This window comes from Flavobacterium rakeshii, from assembly GCF_009741375.1.
Classification (GTDB): Bacteria; Bacteroidota; Bacteroidia; order Flavobacteriales; family Flavobacteriaceae; genus Flavobacterium; species Flavobacterium rakeshii.
Map to the genome: position 1 here is coordinate 41,564 of NZ_WOWP01000005.1, position 19,788 is coordinate 61,351.

The 19,788-nt window shown below is 36.1% G+C and carries 15 protein-coding genes; 2 read left to right on the forward strand and 13 right to left on the reverse strand.

Features of this window, described 5'->3' with window-relative positions:
* Positions 1 to 19: 19 nt before the first annotated feature.
* The 8 genes from GN157_RS01430 to GN157_RS01465 all read right to left on the reverse strand — a co-directional run bounded on the left by GN157_RS01430 (position 20) and on the right by GN157_RS01465 (position 12,593).
* Positions 20 to 532 (reverse strand): 3'-5' exonuclease, encoded by a 513-nt coding sequence (locus tag GN157_RS01430; protein ID WP_157481348.1) that lies wholly within the window; start codon positions 530 to 532, stop codon positions 20 to 22.
* 46 nt (positions 533 to 578) lie between these two features.
* The gene (locus tag GN157_RS01435; protein WP_157481349.1) at positions 579 to 1,940 is read right to left on the reverse strand and encodes a pyridoxal-phosphate dependent enzyme; all 1,362 of its coding nucleotides are present in this window, start codon (positions 1,938 to 1,940) and stop codon (positions 579 to 581) included.
* 77 nt (positions 1,941 to 2,017) lie between these two features.
* A complete protein-coding gene (locus tag GN157_RS01440) occupies positions 2,018 to 3,937 on the reverse strand; it encodes a putative porin (RefSeq protein ID WP_231749023.1) in 1,920 nt (639 codons plus the stop codon).
* 147 nt (positions 3,938 to 4,084) lie between these two features.
* Complete coding sequence (locus tag GN157_RS01445) at positions 4,085 to 4,930, reverse strand: hypothetical protein (RefSeq protein WP_157481351.1); 846 nt, start codon at positions 4,928 to 4,930, stop codon at positions 4,085 to 4,087.
* Between the two features lie 25 nt (positions 4,931 to 4,955).
* Positions 4,956 to 5,801 (reverse strand): hypothetical protein, encoded by an 846-nt coding sequence (locus tag GN157_RS01450; protein WP_157481352.1) that lies wholly within the window; start codon positions 5,799 to 5,801, stop codon positions 4,956 to 4,958.
* A 17-nt stretch (positions 5,802 to 5,818) separates the two neighbouring features.
* Positions 5,819 to 7,336: a RagB/SusD family nutrient uptake outer membrane protein gene (locus GN157_RS01455; protein ID WP_157481353.1), complete on the reverse strand. Its 1,518-nt coding sequence runs from the start codon at positions 7,334 to 7,336 to the stop codon at positions 5,819 to 5,821.
* Positions 7,337 to 7,347: 11 nt separating this feature from the next.
* Positions 7,348 to 10,413 (reverse strand): SusC/RagA family TonB-linked outer membrane protein, encoded by a 3,066-nt coding sequence (locus tag GN157_RS01460; protein ID WP_157481354.1) that lies wholly within the window; start codon positions 10,411 to 10,413, stop codon positions 7,348 to 7,350.
* Positions 10,414 to 10,655: 242 nt separating this feature from the next.
* On the reverse strand, positions 10,656 to 12,593 hold the full coding sequence (locus tag GN157_RS01465; RefSeq protein ID WP_157481355.1) for a S8 family serine peptidase: 1,938 nt from the start codon (positions 12,591 to 12,593) through the stop codon (positions 10,656 to 10,658).
* Positions 12,594 to 12,796: 203 nt separating this feature from the next.
* Between GN157_RS01465 and GN157_RS01470 the strand changes: the two genes are divergently transcribed.
* Positions 12,797 to 13,402 carry a ribonuclease HII gene (locus GN157_RS01470; protein WP_157481356.1) on the forward strand — a complete coding sequence of 202 codons (606 nt, stop codon included), beginning with the start codon at positions 12,797 to 12,799 and terminating at the stop codon, positions 13,400 to 13,402.
* On the opposite strand, the gene lipB is transcribed toward GN157_RS01470, so the two are convergent.
* Both lipB and GN157_RS01480 read right to left on the reverse strand, forming a co-directional pair.
* A complete protein-coding gene (gene lipB / locus GN157_RS01475; RefSeq protein WP_157481357.1) occupies positions 13,403 to 14,131 on the reverse strand; it encodes a lipoyl(octanoyl) transferase LipB in 729 nt (242 codons plus the stop codon).
* A 113-nt stretch (positions 14,132 to 14,244) separates the two neighbouring features.
* Entirely contained in the window at positions 14,245 to 14,985 is a 741-nt protein-coding gene (locus tag GN157_RS01480; protein ID WP_157481358.1) for a hypothetical protein, read from the reverse strand.
* Positions 14,986 to 15,123: 138 nt separating this feature from the next.
* Here GN157_RS01480 and lysS point away from each other — a divergent pair, with 138 nt between their 5' ends.
* Positions 15,124 to 16,818 carry a lysine--tRNA ligase gene (lysS, locus tag GN157_RS01485; protein ID WP_157481359.1) on the forward strand — a complete coding sequence of 565 codons (1,695 nt, stop codon included), beginning with the start codon at positions 15,124 to 15,126 and terminating at the stop codon, positions 16,816 to 16,818.
* 54 nt (positions 16,819 to 16,872) lie between these two features.
* On the opposite strand, the gene GN157_RS01490 is transcribed toward lysS, so the two are convergent.
* Genes GN157_RS01490 through GN157_RS01500 form a run of 3 tightly spaced genes read right to left on the reverse strand, consistent with a single transcriptional unit; the run spans position 16,873 to position 19,751 of the window.
* The gene (locus GN157_RS01490; RefSeq protein WP_157481360.1) at positions 16,873 to 17,826 is read right to left on the reverse strand and encodes a transporter family protein; all 954 of its coding nucleotides are present in this window, start codon (positions 17,824 to 17,826) and stop codon (positions 16,873 to 16,875) included.
* A 5-nt stretch (positions 17,827 to 17,831) separates the two neighbouring features.
* Positions 17,832 to 18,875: a cytochrome-c peroxidase gene (locus GN157_RS01495; RefSeq protein ID WP_157481361.1), complete on the reverse strand. Its 1,044-nt coding sequence runs from the start codon at positions 18,873 to 18,875 to the stop codon at positions 17,832 to 17,834.
* 48 nt (positions 18,876 to 18,923) lie between these two features.
* On the reverse strand, positions 18,924 to 19,751 hold the full coding sequence (locus tag GN157_RS01500; RefSeq protein WP_157481362.1) for an MbnP family protein: 828 nt from the start codon (positions 19,749 to 19,751) through the stop codon (positions 18,924 to 18,926).
* Positions 19,752 to 19,788: the final 37 nt, after the last annotated feature.

Genomic DNA, 19,788 nt, shown 5'->3' on the forward strand with positions numbered 1-19,788 from the left:
CCTAAAATACAGAAAAAACTTAAAAAAGCTTAATTTGATTGTGTACCAGTAAATATAATTTAGCACAGGCACGTGCATCAGACAATGCTTCGTGGTGTGTAAGTTCTATACCATTACGCTCACTGCAGTATTTAAGGTTAGCCGGCTTGTATCCTTTTTTCCTGTAAATACGGCAGGTACACTCCCATCTTTCCGCTAAATTAAGCTCGTCATAATCCAAACCATAAAACCCCATTGTTTTAGAAAGCACGTTACGATCAAAAACCTCATTATGAGCCACCAGTTTTTTACCCAACAAACGTTTTCTTATTTCTGGGTAGAGTTGGTAAAACGTTGGTTCTTGTAAAGTATCGTTTGGCTTTATACCATGTACCTGAATATTCCTGTACCAGTATTCGTTATCGGGTGGCTGGATAAGAGTATAATACTCCTCTGTTATCACTCCGTCTTCAACTGTCACGATACCCACAGCACAGGCACTATAAGGATGCCCGGTTGCAGTTTCAAAATCTATAGCTGTAAACGTACTCATAACAAATAAAAAAGAGCCATAAGGCTCTTTTCAAATATACTCAATATTATTTTATTGAACTTATAATGTCGTGTTTGGTTATAATGTGGTGTCTCCCGTTACCAAGATCAACCAGTACCGCCTGATTATCTTTATTGATAAGCTTTGAAACTTCCTCAATAGAAGTATTTGCTGTTACCACCGGATAAGGTTTACCCATAACCTCCCTAATAGGTTTTTCGGCTATATCCTTGTCTTCAACATAGCTTCTAAACAAATCGGTCTCATCTACCGATCCTACAAATCCGTTTGTGTCTATAACCGGGATTTGTGATATTTTATATTTACGAAGGCGCTCTATAGCATGAGATACCAACTCTTCAGTCCTAACTACTACAAGAGGCTTATCAGCATGGTCTTTAATCAGGTCTTCTGCTTTAGTAAGTTCCTCATCAAGGAAGCCTCTTTCACGCATCCAGTCGTCATTAAACATTTTACCTACATAACGGCTACCGCTGTCATGGAATAATACTACAACAACATCCTCCGGTTTGAAGTTTTCTTTTAACTGAAGCACTCCTTTTATAGCAGCCCCGGCAGAGTTACCTACAAATATACCTTCCTCTAAAGCCAGTCTTCGGGTAAACACTGCGGCATCTTTATCGGTAACTTTAGTAAAACCATCTATAAGCGAAAAGTCTACATTTTTAGGAAGAATATCCTCCCCTATACCTTCTGTGATATAAGAGTAAATTTCGTTCTCATCAAATACCCCTGTTTCGTGGTATTTTTTGAAAACCGAACCATAGGTATCAATTCCCCAAACCTTAACATTAGGGTTTTGCTCTTTAAGGTATTTAGCAACTCCCGATATAGTACCACCTGTACCAACACCAACAACAAAATGCGTTATCTTACCTTCAGTCTGTTCCCAAATCTCCGGACCAGTTTGCTCATAATGTGCTAGAGTGTTAGAAGGATTATCATACTGGTTTACATACCATGCATTAGGTGTCTCTTCCGAAAGTCTTTTTGAAACCGAATAATATGAACGCGGGTCTGTTGGTTCAACATCTGTAGGACAAACTACAACTTTAGCTCCAACTGCCCTTAGGATATCCATTTTCTCTTTAGACTGCTTGTCTGAAATAACACAAATAAGTTTATACCCTTTAACGATTGCTGCAAGAGCAAGGCCCATACCTGTATTACCCGATGTACCTTCAATAATAGTACCTCCCGGTTTTAGGCGACCGTCTGCTTCGGCATCCTCAATCATTTTTACAGCCATCCTGTCTTTTACAGAATTACCCGGATTAAACGTTTCTACCTTAGCCAAAACCAAAGCATCTACCTCTTTAGTTATTTTGTTAAGCTTCACTAAAGGTGTGTTACCAATGGTTTCAAGTATATTTTTTGCGTATTTCATTTCAATAATTAATGTGTCCTGAATATGAGGACAAAGATATACAGATAATGTTAAAAAAACAGTTAATGTAAAGATTCTTAGGAGAAGAAGTCCCAAATCACACCAAAGCGGATAACCGCATCCCTGTATGGGTAGCTTGGTGCCGAAAAATAGTTATAGCCCGAAAATGACGAATTGAAATGTTCGTATTTAAGAAACACTCTAAAAGTCTTGATTTTCGCATTAAGGAAGAAATCCATTAAAGGAAAATCACCAATCTTTTTCTTATCCTGAACATAAAACTCTCCCAATAAAGGATTGTAATCATTAGCATAGTACTTTGTAAAATACTGGAAAGTAACACCTGTTTGGATAAATAAAGCTTTCTTGAAAAAATGATCAGAAAAATAGAATGTATTACGGGTAATAAAATCAGGCACGTTAAGTATTTTATCACTTTGAGTAACATTTTGATAAAGCACTGTATTATCCAGTCCAAACTTGCCAAACTTAAACTCTTTAGCCGCCTTAATGGAAAGGTAGTTTATAGTACCATCGTACTGTGCAGGACTAACAATAACAGGTTCAATCTCATCTTCATCAAAAGCCACTTCATTCCTTTCAAAATACAAATGATCATTAAGCACAGTATACTGCATGGAAGCATCAAGCCATTTGGTTTTTGCTTCAAACTCAAAACTGTTTATTTTTTCATTCTTAAATTCATTGAACCAGTTGTAGTTTATATAGCCACTTTGATATAACCTGTAATTAAGATCAGGCAGCTTATTCATGTTTTGATACCTGAAGCTTAAAACATTTTGTTCATCAAAAGTATATCTGGCAGATGCCTGAATATTTGCCAATGATTGATTGGTTATAGAGTTTGAAAATAAAACCGAACCCTTTAGTTTATCTTTATGATAAGTGTAGCGTGCACCATATGTATTAATCCTGTCATTAATAGCATTTGGTATAAAATTATCACCAAAAATGATTCTCTTATAAAAGTAATTATAGGTATAATCTTCAAGGTAAAACTCAATCATGCCAATATCCTCATTGCTATAAGCAGCCCCAAGCATATTATACAACCTGTTGTAACGCGTTTTATTATTAATAGATGAAGTATAAAAATCACCAAATCGTTGGTTAGCCGTAGGCTGGGTATACAGAAATGATTTATTTTCATAATTAAACTGATGGTGAAAAACCAAACTATTTGGGTTTGACTTACTCAGCCTAAAAGTATGATCTACAAAAAAACGATTACCTTTCATTAAAGATGTAGCATCTTTATTATAAACATCCAGTCGCTCTCTGTCAGTATAAAGCGGATCTCCGCTTTCAAAAAAATCAACATCAGTAATACCACCGTTCTCCTGATTAGAAATATCCTGACCTGTAAAATGTACTTTCAAAACATACCTTTTATCACTGGTATTATAACTTGAAATAAACCTAAAGTTTCCGCTACTTGAAATAGAATTTATGTACTTACCTATAGAACGTATCCCTTTGTATGCGACAGTAAAATTAAGATTATCTGAAGTATTAACACTAGCCAAAGCATCAAGTATTTGCCCTTGTGATAAAACTGACTTATAGAACAAATCAGTATATGGGGTTGGCACATGATAATAGTTTATGTCATTTACCTCCATATAAGCAGCATGTTTTGCTTTAAACCCAAAATCAGGAAAAGCATTATATTCAGTAAGTCCGTAATCCAATACATTATAGGTTTGACCTTCATTAGGAAAAGCTAATAATCCAAAATTGTCTTTCCTTAAATAGTTAGCTTTATAATCGTTTTGAATCGTTAAAGTAGTATCTACGTAGGTGGTATCTCTATCAATAGTGATTATCTTATACATATCAACATTAGCGATAGAATCTGAAACTTTACTACCCGCTTGTTTTGAAGCTGTGGATTTATCACCAGACTGAACTGACGAACTATTACCGCTTAGCCTAGGTTTTACAGTGCCTTTTTCCCTGATTTGTGAAAACATCATAATCGGTAAAAAAAACAATAATAAAATAAAATGTTTCTTCAACATTGAATATTAGAATTTTGACAAAGATAATTTTTTAAAGATATATAAACATATAAAAAAACCCGCTATATAGCGGGTTTTTAACTTATATAAATAAGTTTAGTATTATTGCTTGATTAACTCAAGTGTATTATCAGCATAAACAGTAGTAGCACTTCTTAATCTAAAGTTAAGAGAAACAGAACCTCCATTTAAACAAGTTGATAAACCATCAAAACCTTCAACATAAATACTTGTACTACCATTTACAAACAAGAAGTTACTTGTATACTCAGGGAATGAAATAATTCCACCCTCATTAACGTAAATAGTAGTTTGAGAGTTAGGATCAATACCATAAATATTGTTAACAATTAAAGAGTTTGGCTCTTCTCCTAAAACAATACTACACTGATATTGCTCCTGCCCATCACGTAATGCATTATAAGTACCTACCATTGCATTTAAATCATAAGCACCTACAAGAAATTCATGAGTAGGAATATCATGATCTTCAAAACCAACAGTAACATTAGCATTACTAGTAGATGTTAAAGTTACTTTGAACTGAGTACAAGAAATTTGAGCTGTAGCAGGAACCGTAAAAGTGATATTAGCACTTAATTCACCTTTAGGTATATAAACTGACCCAGGTATGTTAATAAAAGATGATGAACCATCAATATCTTCAACAGTATAATAAACTGTAAGCCCATCATTTACTGGATTGTTCTCAAATTCATTACCACCTAAATCAATAATATCAAGCGATTTAATAACAACAGGAACACTTGCAGTTATTGTTGACTCAGCTCCCGGAGTCGCAGTTCCATAACTTATATCTTCACTTTTAAATTGAACCCATCCAATTGAAGGATCGTTACCGAATTTATCACCATTAGGATCATGGTAATCACAGCTAGTTAAAGATATAGCTGCAAAACCTAATAAACCGTATATAAATTTTTTCATAATTTAAATTTGTTTTTACTATATCTTAGTTAGTTTTTGTTAATCTGAATCTACTACTAGTTGCTGAACTACCATTACCACAAGCATTGGCACTATCTTCTGTAAAAGAAACATTGATTATAGCATCATTAGTTGTATCATAAGAACTAGAATTATCACTAGCTCCCCATACTATAGTTCTTGTTCCATTTTCAACACAAATAAGCTCTGAATCAAAAGTACCACTAAAGTCAAGAACATCACACTTAAAGCTTATAGCAAAAACAACTTTATCATTTAAAATAGTAGGGTAAGGACTTGCTCTAAAAGTACGCTCGTAAGCATTTACACCTACATTAAGCACAACATCTTCTGTTGCAAATATTGCTGCATTATTAAACATTGATGTAACAGGAGTAAGCACATAATTACCAGTAAAATCTGCCTCAAGTGGACAAACCTCATAAACTCTAACTTCAGCTTCAGCAAAACCTATAGATTCATCACCAAAATCAGAATCTGCAATTTTGATTTTAAAAGTCTTAACCTCATCATCAACAAGGTTATTATCCTGACCTGTAATATCAATAATACCCTGATATTGACCTGCAGGAATAGTTATAGTAGAAGGAACACTATAAGTAGCAGCATTAGCTGTACCTGATATAATTTCAACATTATAAACTCTATCAGAATTAGATACAGTACTTGAATTAAAAGTTACAGTAGTTACTCCATTTGCATCTCTTTCAACAGGTAGTGAATAAACATCACTAGAGAATGATAATAAAGTTAAATTTGATGGATCTTCACCATGGAAAATCGTTGGCTCAACATCGTCACATGAAGCAACAATGGCAGCCAGGCAAAATATTTTTAATAAGTTCTTCATACTCTTTCTTTTAAATATTAGTAACCAGGGTTTTGCGCAATCGTTGGGTTTGCACTAATCTCTGAGTTAGGGATTGGCAAAGTAAACTTATAGCTGGTTGGAGCTAAATCACAATCTGCACCAAAAGAAGCACAGTCTACACTTTCTCTATTAATACCAACACCAATTTCAGTACCAATTCTTTTTAAATCAAGATATCTGTGACCTTCTAGAGCAAATTCCTTTCTTCTTTCAAGAAGGATATCTGTAAGTGCCGCGTTAAGATTAGCGTAAGAAGGTAAAGGAGTATTACCACCATTATTAGTTGCAACCCTGATATCTCTTAAAGCCTTAATATCTGTAGCTGCTGCATTTAGGTTACCTAAACGCGCCTGTGCTTCAGCTCTGATTAAAACCATTTCTGCAGCTCTAAACACTTTAACATCATTAAGCATCGCACCATCTTCAGTTGCACCAAGATATTTACCCTGAGGTAAAATATTATTAGGCGAATTTAAACCTACTATTTCATTATCAGTGTTAAGAATAATAAATCTTCTAACGTCACTAGATGGCAAAATATTAAGTAGTCCATTAGATATTTCAAAGAAAGGACTACCATTTACACCTGCACCATTTGCAGACCAAAGACTTGTTATAGTATTATCTCCCTGACGACGAGACAAAGCAAAAATTAGCTCCTTTGCTGCAAGATTATCACTTTCATAAAGAGAACCAAGCTCTACATAACCAGATAATCCATAATTTTCGTTCTGAAGTAGAGAATTAGCAAGAGTATATGCTTCAGTATAATTACCTTCAAAAAGCTTAACTCTAGCTCTCATTGCCGTGATAACATCCGGGTTAATATAAAACTTACTTTCTTCTGCAACTGTTGTATATTCTCCTAAAGAATTAAATTCAGTCCCCATTAACTGAGCTGCCTGAGTTAAATCAGATTCGATTTGTTGGAAAACTTCACCTACAGTATTACGTGGAAACACCTGATCTACTTCAGGTACAAAATCCATAACAATTACACCTGGCGCAGTTAAATCCTGATAATTTGTAGCAAAATACTGAATAAGTTCAAAATGACAAAAACCTCTAAATGCTAATAATTGAGCTTTAATCTCATTTGCATCATCTCTTTCCGCCTCAGTTTCAAGAGTAGGATATACTCTATCCCATGCTCTCAATACTCTATTAGAAAAGTTAATAACTGCATATCTACTATTCCAAAGTGTAGTTGGGAAATTACTTCCCGGCTGAAGGATAAAATTATAAGTTTGATTACCCTGACCTGAGCTACTTATACCTCTTTTTAGGTTATCAGTGAAAAGGTCATTAAATAAAATCTGATCTCCACTACCATTTCCTCCTGCATCAGGACTATATACAGCATAAACACCAATCAATCCCCCACGTAAATCGTCTACGGTTTGAAACGCTAACTCTTCAGATAATTCTGATTCCTGAATTATATCTGTTGCATCCTCACAGGACATCATTCCAATAAATGCCGCAAGTAAGCTTATTCTTAATATTTTTTTCATAGTTGTCTTTTTTAGAAATTAATTACAGCTCCGAAAGTATAAATTTTAGGAGTTGGATAGTTACCCCTATCCGTTGAACGGAAACCAGCTTCAGCATCCCATCCTCTGTAAGAAGAGAAAGTTAATAGATTCTCACCTTGTACATAAAGTCTTAAACCTGATATTGGTAAATCCTGTAATATTTCTTTACTAAATGAGTATCCGAATAATACATTTCTAAGTCTTAAGAAAGATGCATCTTCTAAATATCTATCAGTTGAATTGATATAATCAACAGCACCATAAGGGTTACCTACTCTAGGAACTGAAGTAATATCACCCGGATTTTGCCATGCAGTTGCTGTACTTGCAACCCTGTTAGAACCATCATCAATCACGCTAGTCTCCTCAAGCTCACCATAATCAAGGTTATTTCTGTAAAGATCTGCAAAGTAACTCCATTGAGTACTAAACTCAAATCCTTTGTATTTCACTAAAGTACCAAAACCACCTTGCCAAGCAGGATAGCTTGATTTACCTGTATTAACTCTATCAGAATCATCAATAGTTTCTGTTAAACCACCATCAGCAGTATAGAAAAGAGCATTACCATTAGCAGGGTTAACACCAGCATATCTTACTACATAGAAAGTCTCAACAGAAGAACCTTCGATTAATGAAGTAGAACCATTGCTAAATACTATACCGTCATAACTTTCAGGTAAATCTCTAATAAAGTTTTTATTGTAAGATGTATTAGCGTTAAGAACGATAGTCCAATCCTGGTTACGGAATACATTATATTTTAAGCTAACCTCAACACCTTTATTCTCTAATGAACCAATATTTGTATCAAGAGTAGAAGTACCGTTAATTGGAGAAATTGGAGTTGGCTGGAACAGGTCAGTAGTACGTTTTCTATAAACATCTACACTACCTGATAATTTGTTATTCCAGAAACCGAAATCAACACCAATATTACTTTGAGCTGTTTGTTCCCATCTAAGATCAGTATTACCGATTTGAGTAGCCACTGTACCAACAGAACCATTATAAGTAGCACCCTGACCATACAAGTTACGTGTACGATTTAATGCACTATATTGAGCATTGTTAATACGCTGGTTACCTGAAGTACCATAAGAAGCTCTTAACTTAAGTTCTGTTTGTGGGAATCTTTTACTAAAAAATTCTTCTTGATCAATATTCCATCTACCACCAACAGACCAGAAAGTACCCCACTTATTATCGTCAATAAAACGGAATGAAGCATCACGTCTAACAGTTGCAGAAACACCATATCTACCTTTATAATCGTAATCAAAGTTACCAAAGTAAGAGAACAAACCTTCTGAAACCTTAGTTGAACCAACTGTAGGAATATAAGGCTGAGTACCATCTGTATGTAAAGTTGTACCTGGGATGAAAGCAGCACCTGTACCAACTAATCTAGAATCAAGTCCTAACTGTGTAAAGTTAATACCATCTAAGTGAGCTTTATTATACTCAACAAAAGCTGTAGCATCAATAGTATGATCACCAAAAGTATTGTTATAGTTTAATCTTGTTACAGAGTTAAACCTAAAATCTCTACTTGTAGCTTCTTGTTGAGAACCTCCGTATTCAGTCTCGTTAGTACCATTAACCTGGAATGGACCTAAAATACTGTTAGGATGTAATATTTGAAGAGCTCTAGTACCAGAAAAATCAACACCCATCTGGAAACCAGCAGTAAGATTTTTAGCAAAATTCCAATCAGCAGCAAAGCTTGTAAGAATTTTTATTTCATCGTTAACATTAGTATTCATGTCAACAGAGTTAAGCAATACATAAGGAGCTTTATCAACTGTAATACCCGATATATCACCAGGAGCAATACCTCCATCAGTAGTCACACTACCATCTGGAGCATATGGATTAAGGTATGGTAAACCATGTAAAGCAGCTCTAAACGGAGCAAAGTAAATTTGGTTAGAACCAGCACCATTCATACCGTTTGACCTAGAGAAGTTACCACTAAAATTGAACGAGTAGTTAAATTTACCATCTTCTGATTTACCAGAGAAGTTATTTCTAACACTAAAACGTTTAAAGTTTGTACTTTTAAAAATACCATCTTGCTCAAAATAACCTAATGAAGTAAAATTATTAGTATTTTTTGAACCTGTAGTAATAGCAAGGTTATGAGACTTAGTAACTCCTTTTCTAAAGAAGATATCAGACCAGTAAGTATTATTTTGTCTTGATACTAAATCAATTTCAGTATCAGATAAAGCAGCTCCATAACCTACACCAACTCTTTTCTGGAAGTTTAATAACTCATTAGAGCTCATTAACTCCATATTTAGAGGCTGAAGCTCACTGTAACCATATTGAGAAGTATATCTAAACTCCATCTTTTCATCATATCCACCTCTTTTAGTAGAAATAACGATTACACCATTAGCACCTCTGTTACCATAAATAGATGTTGCAGCAGCATCTTTATAAACCTGAACAGAAGCAATATCATTCTGGTTAATACTTCTAAAACCATCTTCATCTACCGGCACACCATCAATAATAAATAACGGCTCAACATTACCATTAATAGTACCAACACCACGAAGAATGATTGTACTATCAGCACCCGGCTGACCAGATCCTGTACCAATGTTAAGACCAGCTATCTGACCTTGTAAATTTTGAAGAACAGAAGCATTAGCTCTATCTTCAATAGCTTCTGCCGATATACCGGCAACAGCCATAACAGATTTTTTCTCTGTTGTTCTACGATAAACGTCTTTCTGAACAACATCAAGAATTTGTCCTTCAGCAAGAACAACATCATAAGAATTTTGAGCACCTACAACTCTAGATTGAGGCTCAAATCCTACATAGGTAAACTCAAGTGTTTCACCAACATTAACTTTGATAGAGTACTTACCATCAAGGTCAGTTTGAACACCACGCTGAGTCCCTTTTACAAATACGTTAGCGCTTGGAAGAGGGCCGGTCGCATCTGACACCGTACCACTCACTACTTTCTCCTGCGCAAAAGAGAAATTAATTGTCAACGCCATTAAAAGCGTCATAATCCAAGTAAACTTCGATCTCATACTTTATTAATTTGAGTTAGTTAACCGCAAACTTCTTAATAATTTATTAATAAAACAAATATTACTTCGGAATAATAATGTTAAATAGAGGCTAAATTGCATTATCAAGAATTTGCTAATCATATAGTTATTAGATACCTTTTTTGTTAAAAGGTTGCGCAGGATTTTCATAAAAACAAAAAAAACTGCCTAAAAGGCAGTTTTTCAGATATTAAGATATTTTTAACCAGTTAAATACAATATTATTTAACTATTACTTTTTTAACCTCTGTATAACCATCATAATTAATATTCAAGATATACATACCAGCATTAAGCGAAGAAACATTAACCGTATTAACTACAGAATCAAATTGCCTTACAATACGCCCCTGTAAGTCATACATAACTACACTTCCTTTTGTTGGCTGACCTAACGACCCCATATCAATATTAATCACATCTGTAGCAGGATTAGGATAGATCGTTACTTTATTAAATTCATTATCATTAACATTAAGCGCATTTGTAATCCCTCTTACAATTAAAGAGTACGCCTGCTCACCACCAGAAAGTTGTGTATTTGGTTTATGAGTAACTGTTATAGTATATACACCTGCAGATTGAGGCTCAACTTCAACAAACTCAACATTATCCCTATCATTATCACCCTGCGAAACACCAACAGTAACACTTTCACTCATTCTCCATGGGAAATAAGGAAAAATATTACCTGGCTCAGTAACTCTCACATCAATATCGTTAACAAGTCTATGAGTATCATCCTGAGTAGAAGTTTGTACTGGTCCGGCAGGATCTGTCCATACAACAGTAACTTTTAAAGTTTCTGCACCAGTAACAGTAACCTGTTTAGTATAGGTTTCTCCCTGACCCAATACATTCTCTTCAATAATAGAACTAACACCAACTCCATCAATTACATCAACAGCTGTTTTAGCATTAATAACACCCCAACCAAATCTAAAATCAGGACCCGGTGCACTTCCTGCCTCATCCGCACTATTAATCATCAAAGCTTTTAAGGTCGCAGCACGCATAAACTCATCATTCACACTGTAGTAATATTGCTGTAACAAAGCAAGAGTACCCGCTACACCTGGCGACGCCATGGATGTACCATTCTCATATTTATAATCACCCACATAATTACCTCCCTGAAGCACAGGCCAAGTAGAATAAACATCACTACCTTTCATAGCGATATCCGGTTTTATCCTCAAGTCATCAGTAGGACCTTTACTACTAAAAGACGAAAGAGAGAAATCAGATGCTGCTCTTTCAAGCATATCATCTTTTGCGCCAGTTATTGATGCAACTATAATTGGGTTTTTCGCATTTTTATCAGCTGTTAATAAAAAAGAATTCCCTTGACTTCCATCATTACCAGCAGCCATTACAGCTTGGTAATAAGCTGAAAAATAATGAACATCATCCCAAGTTTTGGCATCATTAGTATACCCACCTTTCATTAAATCTGAAGCATTCTCATAATAAACACCATAAGAGTGGTTTGAAATAAGTAGTCCATAATCCATAGATGCATCTAAAGCCTCACCTGCATCCTGAACTATATTATACGCTTTAAGTTCGGCGTTATAAGCCATACCTCTAGCAGCTATATCACCATCTCCAGAACCTATAAGGGTACCCGCCACGTGTGTTGCGTGAGCAGAATTACCAAAAGAATCACTATCACCAGCAGTAAAACCAACTCCATCCATAGACTCAACCCTACCGATTAAATCCTGGTGAGTATTTAAACAACCGCTCAACTCCCACATACCAATTATCATACCTTCGCCGTCAAGATCAACACCTAAATCACCTCCAGGCCAAAGATGTGTAACCATTGCTGTAGCAGCACTACTTTTAGGGCCATCATTATTATAGTTCCCCTTATAAACAGGAAAACCTGTTTCTGTAACACCTGTTAAATAAGAAACCCCTTCCTCGCTTTTAAGTTTTAGAGGCCATCCGTTTTGCTCTGCCATTTGAAGAGCTTTTTCATAATTTTCAGATGCTTCTTTCTTTAAAGCTTTAGCTAACTTATTACCTTCTTCAAGATTGTAGTGACTTAAAATCTTAGCTTTTTGTTCTGGTGTAACCTGAGCAGAGGCATTAAACCCTGCCGCCAGTCCCATTGCCAAAAGCAAAAAAGCCGATACAGTATTTTTTTTCATAACTGTTTTAATAAAATTAATAATAAACAACCAATAGACCTTTTCTTTACAAAAACCTCAAAACCAAAAGATTTTGAAACCTTTTTTAAAAAGAAAAGCAAAAATATAAATAATTACAAATTAACCTATATTAATTTTAATTTTAACGCAACTAAATTACATTTGCGTATAAATTTTTACGTAAAAATTAGATTTTCAGATTTATGTTATCTCTAAAATTTTCAGAATTCTCTATTGAAACCGGCACTGACGAAGCAGGCCGAGGATGTCTTGCAGGCCCCGTAACCGCAGCAGCAGTTATTTTACCTGATAATTTTGAACTAAAACTCCTGAACGATTCCAAGAAACTAACCGAAAAAACCAGAGAACACCTAAGACCTCTTATTGAAGAAATGGCGCTATGTTATCATGTTACAAATATTGAGCCAGAAGTGATCGACGAAATAAACATACTAAATGCTTCAATTAAGGCAATGCAAAACTGCATCACAAAACTAAACCCCTCACCTGAATATATTATAGTAGACGGAAACAGATTTAAACCTATAAACAACATCCCCTATAGCTGTATTATTAAAGGTGACGGAAAATACCTTAGCATTGCAGCAGCATCAGTACTGGCAAAAACCTACAGAGATGAGTACATGAACAAAATTCATGAAGAATTCCCTATGTATAACTGGAAGAAAAATAAAGGCTACCCCACTGTTGAACATCGTGAGGCCATTAAGAAATATGGCATTACCAAATACCACCGTAAATCCTTCAGATTATTGCCTGATCAACTTGAAATTAACTTCGAGGTTTAATTAAACCTTTAACAACAGCTCTTCTTCTGCATTAACTATTTCTGCTTCAAACAGCTCTGTAAAATATTTAAGTATTTTCTGTTTAATCTCCTCTTCATCCACCTTATCCACTCTTAATTCCACATTAAGAGAAGTTACAGCCTTATCTTTTATTCCACACGGAATAATATTATCAAAATACCCTAAATCAGCATTTACATTAAAAGCAAAACCATGCATGGTTACCCAGCGTGAAGCTCTTACACCCATAGCACATATTTTACGGGCAAACGGAGTACCCACATCAAGCCAAACTCCGGTTTCTCCTTCACTCCTAACTCCGTTAAGACCATAATCTGCCATTACCTTTATAATCACATCTTCTAAAAAACGAAGATATTTATGTATATCGGTAAAAAAGTTCTCTAAATCCAGTATAGGATAACCTACCACCTGCCCGGGCCCGTGATAAGTTATATCACCTCCTCTGTTTATTTTATAAAAAGTAGCTCCTTTATCTGCCAGTTGTTTTTCATTAAGCAACAGGTTTTGCATATCTCCGCTTTTACCTAATGTATAAACATGAGGATGTTGGGTAAACAACAGGTAATTTGGCGTATCGTCATTTTTTTCCTCACGCCTGTTTTTCACCTTTACATCAAGTATACCGCTAAAAAGGGTTTCCTGAAAATCCCAAACCTCTTTATAGTCTTTCATCCCTAAATCAAGGAACTGTACCTGCTTATTCATAACTGTAATATATAGTTCACTACAAAATTACAAAACTTCTCTCGGTTTAACCCTATAAAAAAACCGGACACCTATTAAGGCTGCCCGGTTTAACAATATCATTTCAGTCTTTATTAAAATTTAACTTCAAGTCCCATATCTTCCGGCTTGTCAAAATAATCCAACAAAGAATATTTAATCGTTACCGTTTTTTTATCATCACTTATCACTGCCGATTTATCTGAAACAGATTTAACGGGCTTTGGAAACTCATAAATAACTGTATAAGTAGACTCTTCAATCATTGCCTTCATCATCTCTTCACTTGCGGCATCTTCATCGTTTTTTTCTCCCTCTTTTGCTTTAGCAGGCTTTATGGTTTTCACAAACTTTTTACCATCATAAAAATACTTAACATCAGACTCTTTTTTCTCCAAATTCATCCCCGACTGAGCAGCTCCAGGTCTATTCATCTTATTAAGCTCACTAAAAGCCTGCATGATATCTGTAATATCTTCTGCCTTTTTAAAATCGGTAAAGATATCCATCTTGAACTCTGAAGTTTTAGGATCCATCATCATATGTACCTTAAAATCCTCCAGCTTTTTTAACCTCTCCTGATCTGCCTTAGGCAATTTTGCGATACTGTCCCTTTTTTCATCCAGAATTTCCTTAAAGGTAAAAGTAGAATCTTTTCTCTCCTCCCCTTGCTTAGCCATTTCATCTCCGGCCATAGCCATTAACTGAGATGCATCTACCTCAAGGCTCATTTGCCCACTCCCATCATCTTTAACTGTAACTCTTTCGGTAAAATTACATGATGTGGCAAACATCAGCATTAGCAGGCTTAACCCATAAAAAAATATTGTTCTCATAATTGGTGTTTATTTTGTTAATCTTAGCTCAAATATAATTTTTTAAAACCTAACAAAAAGCACTAATGCCGTTAAAAATGCAAATTGATTATTTGTTAATAATCACTATCTTTGCAGGCTTAAAAAAACATTAATAACATGCAGCTTTCAGAACAAGAAATCATTCGTAGAGAAAAACTGGACACGCTGAGAAACCTCGGCATCAATCCGTATCCCGCTAACCTATTCCCTGTAGACCATACATCTAAACAGGTTAAGGAAGATTTTGCTGAAGGCAAGAAGGTTGTTATTGCAGGCCGTGTGATGTCTTTCCGTATCCAGGGAAAGGCTTCTTTTGCCGAAATTCAGGATAGCGAAGGACGTATACAGATATACATAAACAGGGATGAAATTTGCCCTGGTGAAGATAAAACCAAATACAACGAGGTATTTAAAAAACTTATTGACCTTGGTGACTTTATAGGTGTAAAAGGTACACTTTTCACTACTCAGGTAGGAGAAAAATCAGTACGTGTAACCGACTTCTCCCTGCTAAGCAAAACGCTTAGACCGTTACCTATGCCAAAAACAGATGCCGATGGTAAAGTATACGACAGTTTTAATGACCCTGAGCTTCGTTACCGCCAGCGTTATGTAGATTTAGTGGTTAACCCTCAGGTAAAAGAAGTATTTGTTAAGAGAACAAAACTTTTTAACGCAATGAGGAGCTTCTTTAACGACAAAGGTTACTTTGAAGTTGAAACTCCAGTATTACAACCAATACCGGGTGGTGCTGCCGCAAGACCGTTTGTTACTCACCACAACTCTTTAGACATCCCTCTATACATGAGGATTGCTAACGAGCTTTACCTTAAAAGACTTATAGTAGGTGGTTTTGACGGTGTTTATGAATTTAGTAAAAACTTCCGTAACGAAGGGATGGACAGAACCCATAACCCTGAGTTTACGGCTATGGAAATATATGTAGCCTACAAAGACTACAACTGGATGATGGAGTTTACCGAAAACCTGCTTGAGCATTGTGCAACAGCAGTAAACGGAACTACAGTAGCCACTTTTGGCGAACACACGGTAGACTTTAAAGCTCCGTATGCCCGTGTTACTATGACAGATGCCATTAAACAGTTTACCGGATTTGATATTACCGGAAAAACTGAAGCCGAAATATTTGAGGCTGCAAAAGGCATGGGTATCGATGTAAACGAAACCATGGGTAAAGGAAAACTTATTGATGAGATTTTTGGAGAGAAATGTGAAGGCAACTTTATTCAGCCAACATTCATTACCGATTACCCTAAAGAAATGAGTCCGCTTTGTAAAGAGCACCGTGACAACCCTGAACTAACCGAGCGTTTTGAGCTTATGGTTTGTGGTAAGGAAATCGCCAATGCTTATTCAGAACTTAACGACCCTATTGACCAGAGAGAGCGTTTTGAAGCGCAGCTTAAGCTTGCCGAAAGAGGTGACGATGAAGCAGGTCAGTTTATTGACTTTGATTTCCTTAGAGCTTTAGAGTACGGTATGCCTCCTACATCAGGTTTAGGTATTGGTATGGACAGATTAATTATGTTCTTAACCAACAACCAGTCTATACAGGAAGTATTGTTCTTCCCTCAAATGAGACCCGAGAAAAAAGGACCTGAACTAACCGAAGACGAAAAGCTGATTACCGAAATACTTAAAGCCAACAATTCTATTGAACTGGGAGCTTTAAAAACCGAAGCCGGACTAAGCGGTAAAAAATGGGATGCTGCCATGAAAGGTTTATCTAAACACGGACTTGTAAAAGTTGTTGTTGAAGGTGATGTAAAAACTGTAGAGTTTAAAGCATAATACACCTATTATATATATGTATAAAAAAAAGGAACCTTAATAGGTTCCTTTTTTTTATAAGCTATAATTAAGATTTATTGCCAACCTGTAATTTGCCTCAACCTTACCTCCTGTAAGGTTTTGATTCACTGGGACCATAGCATTAACTCCTAAAGAAAACTTACCCATACCGGCCTCTACCCCTGCCTTAGCAAAAAAGATATCACCTTTAGTATCGGGAACATCTTCGCCATACTGCCTGTTTGTAGCATACACTTCACCAGCCACACCTACCTGAGGTACCGTTATCATTTTCTGCCCTTTTATCATATAAAACAGGGTTCCGCCATAATTAAACTGGTTACCAAACTGATAGTTTTGATTGTTTTCGGTTTTAAAAGTATAATTAAGCATGGTATTAAAACCATAATTCCCTTTTTTGAGAATGTATTCGGCAGCTAACATATAATCCCAGCTACCTGTACCTAACTGGAAACTAGGGTTTACACTCCCGTTATTACTTCCGTTATATTCTCCGGTTGGAGCTTTCACTCCTACACCTGCCTGAAGCGTGTGTTTATAGGTTACCGTATCTGTTTTGGTTTGATATACCGTATACATACCCAGCACAGTAATATCACCTAAACCATCAATAGTTTGTTTTCCTGTTGATGGCGCACGGTTATTAAAATGGTAAGGCACCAATGCCGTTACCTGAAAATTTCTAAACACCGGAATCCTCGCCCATGCCTGTATGGTATTAAAATTCTCATCTATCCACGGTGAGTTATTAAATATACCCTCACGGCTTGAGTAGCTTTGATACATATAACGCAAACCGACAAAGTTTTGATCGAGCATAGAACTAAACCCCATACTCCCGCCACTGGCAGAACAGCCACAGGCATCACAAAAATCTTCAAACTCATAGGCATACTGCCTAAAGTTTGGATAAAGCGTATCTCTTACTGTCCCTGCATAAAAACACTGAGCAACCAAAAGCAATACACCTATTATATATTTTTTCATTTTAATTAAGTTTGATAGTAAAACAGAGGATTATTGATATACTCCTCATCAGTTAGTGTTTTCAAGAAAGCAATAAGAGCATCTTTCTCTTCCTGTGTAAGCGGGATACCCAAAACATCTTCATGTCTTAGCTCATCATCCAGCGTTTCAGAATCAGTAACTCCGTTTGCGTAAAAGTTAAGCACCGACTGTAGCGAACCAAAGCGCCCATCGTGCATATAAGGAGCAGTAAGCTCCACATTACGCAGGCTGGGAACTTTAAACTTATACCTGTCGGATACAAAACCGGTTACTATTTCCCTACCCAAATCATTAAGATTAGGATTAGGCGGAAGTCCGTTATTCCTGAAAGCACTATCGGTAAACAAATCGGTTTTATGGCATACGGCACATTTTTGCTGAAACAGTGCCATACCCTGCTCTTCCACGCTGGTAAAGTCACCTCCCGGTTCGTTGCGCACATGCTTATCATATCGCGAATTAGCCGAAACCATCATAGCCATGAACTGCCCAAGTGCCTTTAATATATTACCCGACGAAACCTGTTTATCTTCAAAAGCAAGTCCGAAGAGTTTTACATATTCGGCATCCTGCATAAGCTTTTCAGCTATACCCTGCAGGGTCTCACCCATTTCCTTCGGATTATGAATAGGCACTATAGAAAGCATCTCGATACTGTTTGAAGCTCCGTCATAAAAATATTCACTTTGGAAAGCCATATTTTGAACCGCCGGAGCATTACGCGTCCCTACCTGATCGTATATCCCATGACTGAAATCGTGTCCATGATGCGTAAAAGCATATCCCTGCTCATGGCAAAAAGAGCATGAAATAGTATTATCGGCAGATAATCGTCCGTCATAAAAAAGTTTCCTCCCAAGTTCAAAGCCTTTTTCTGTAGGCATGTTATAGGATACATCCTGTGCTAAGGGTGGAAAATTTGACGGAACCTGAAAATCTAACGGTTTATCAACTTCGGTATACTCCTCTTCTTTAGAACACGACACGAAAAAACACCCCATTAAAAAGGTTAGAATAATTGTTCTCATATTAAAAAAGTTAGCCTTGCCACACCCAATGCAGCAAGGCATTAACAATTAGTCTTCGTGGCTTGAGTTACCTCCGTTATGAACGTGATCTACAACAAACATATCCAGCGTGTTTTCAGCAATAGTTATAAGATTTTCACCTCCCATAATAGCCGTAGCTGTTTGTGCCTCATTGATATTATCTGCCAGTTTTATTTTATTTACCCCGTCAAGAATCACATTAGCATCGGTCTTAAGGTGTATGTTAGGCATTTCACCTTCTCTAACTCTTGCAGTAGTAGGTAGTGATAAGGTAACTTCCCTGTAATTATCGGTAGCTGTGTTACTCCCCTGATGCACCTGGAAAGCTTTTTCACCATCAACCTCAGGTGAAGTATAAGTCCCTTCAAAGTTTATGAAACGGTACCCTGTAGACCATGTCCATGTTAAGTTATATTCTGTAGCTAAATCCCAAAAACTCTGCTGAGCCGTTTCTCCCTGCAGGTAACGTTGCTCATCTACACCAATACCAAACTTAAGCTGAGCATAATCTCCGGCTGGTACATTTTCTAAATGAGCGGTTAATAAATCACCTTCGGCACTAATAATAAAATAGCTTTCTTCTTTTGGGTAAGTATATTCGGCACCGTCTGCCTTAATAAGCACTATGTTACTTATTATATAGTTAAGCCTGTTAATTGTTAAACTCTCTCCGTTAGAGTTTGTATAGGTATTCCCTAATATAAGAGCATCACCATTTACTCCGTTATCAAAATATAATTCTACATCACCCATGGCATCTTCTGCAACCGGAGAAGAATCGTCATCACTACTACATGATACAAAAAGGAAAGTAAGTGCCAATATGGCTATGGTGTTTTTTAACTGAAATTTCATTTTAATTTATTTGTTACGTTTATATATGTTTCCCGGT

Excerpts from the sequence above, each read along its gene's own strand:
- GN157_RS01430 (WP_157481348.1), bottom strand. The coding sequence starts at position 532 with ATGAGTACGTTTACAGCTATAGATTTTGAAACTGCAACCGGGCATCCT.
- GN157_RS01435 (WP_157481349.1), bottom strand. The coding sequence starts at position 1,940 with ATGAAATACGCAAAAAATATACTTGAAACCATTGGTAACACACCTTTA.
- GN157_RS01440 (WP_231749023.1), bottom strand. The coding sequence starts at position 3,937 with ATGATGTTTTCACAAATCAGGGAAAAAGGCACTGTAAAACCTAGGCTA.
- GN157_RS01445 (WP_157481351.1), bottom strand. The coding sequence starts at position 4,930 with ATGAAAAAATTTATATACGGTTTATTAGGTTTTGCAGCTATATCTTTA.
- GN157_RS01450 (WP_157481352.1), bottom strand. The coding sequence starts at position 5,801 with ATGAAGAACTTATTAAAAATATTTTGCCTGGCTGCCATTGTTGCTTCA.
- GN157_RS01455 (WP_157481353.1), bottom strand. The coding sequence starts at position 7,336 with ATGAAAAAAATATTAAGAATAAGCTTACTTGCGGCATTTATTGGAATG.
- GN157_RS01460 (WP_157481354.1), bottom strand. The coding sequence starts at position 10,413 with ATGAGATCGAAGTTTACTTGGATTATGACGCTTTTAATGGCGTTGACA.
- GN157_RS01465 (WP_157481355.1), bottom strand. The coding sequence starts at position 12,593 with ATGAAAAAAAATACTGTATCGGCTTTTTTGCTTTTGGCAATGGGACTG.
- GN157_RS01470 (WP_157481356.1), top strand. The coding sequence starts at position 12,797 with ATGTTATCTCTAAAATTTTCAGAATTCTCTATTGAAACCGGCACTGAC.
- lipB (WP_157481357.1), bottom strand. The coding sequence starts at position 14,131 with ATGAATAAGCAGGTACAGTTCCTTGATTTAGGGATGAAAGACTATAAA.
- GN157_RS01480 (WP_157481358.1), bottom strand. The coding sequence starts at position 14,985 with ATGAGAACAATATTTTTTTATGGGTTAAGCCTGCTAATGCTGATGTTT.
- lysS (WP_157481359.1), top strand. The coding sequence starts at position 15,124 with ATGCAGCTTTCAGAACAAGAAATCATTCGTAGAGAAAAACTGGACACG.
- GN157_RS01490 (WP_157481360.1), bottom strand. The coding sequence starts at position 17,826 with ATGAAAAAATATATAATAGGTGTATTGCTTTTGGTTGCTCAGTGTTTT.
- GN157_RS01495 (WP_157481361.1), bottom strand. The coding sequence starts at position 18,875 with ATGAGAACAATTATTCTAACCTTTTTAATGGGGTGTTTTTTCGTGTCG.
- GN157_RS01500 (WP_157481362.1), bottom strand. The coding sequence starts at position 19,751 with ATGAAATTTCAGTTAAAAAACACCATAGCCATATTGGCACTTACTTTC.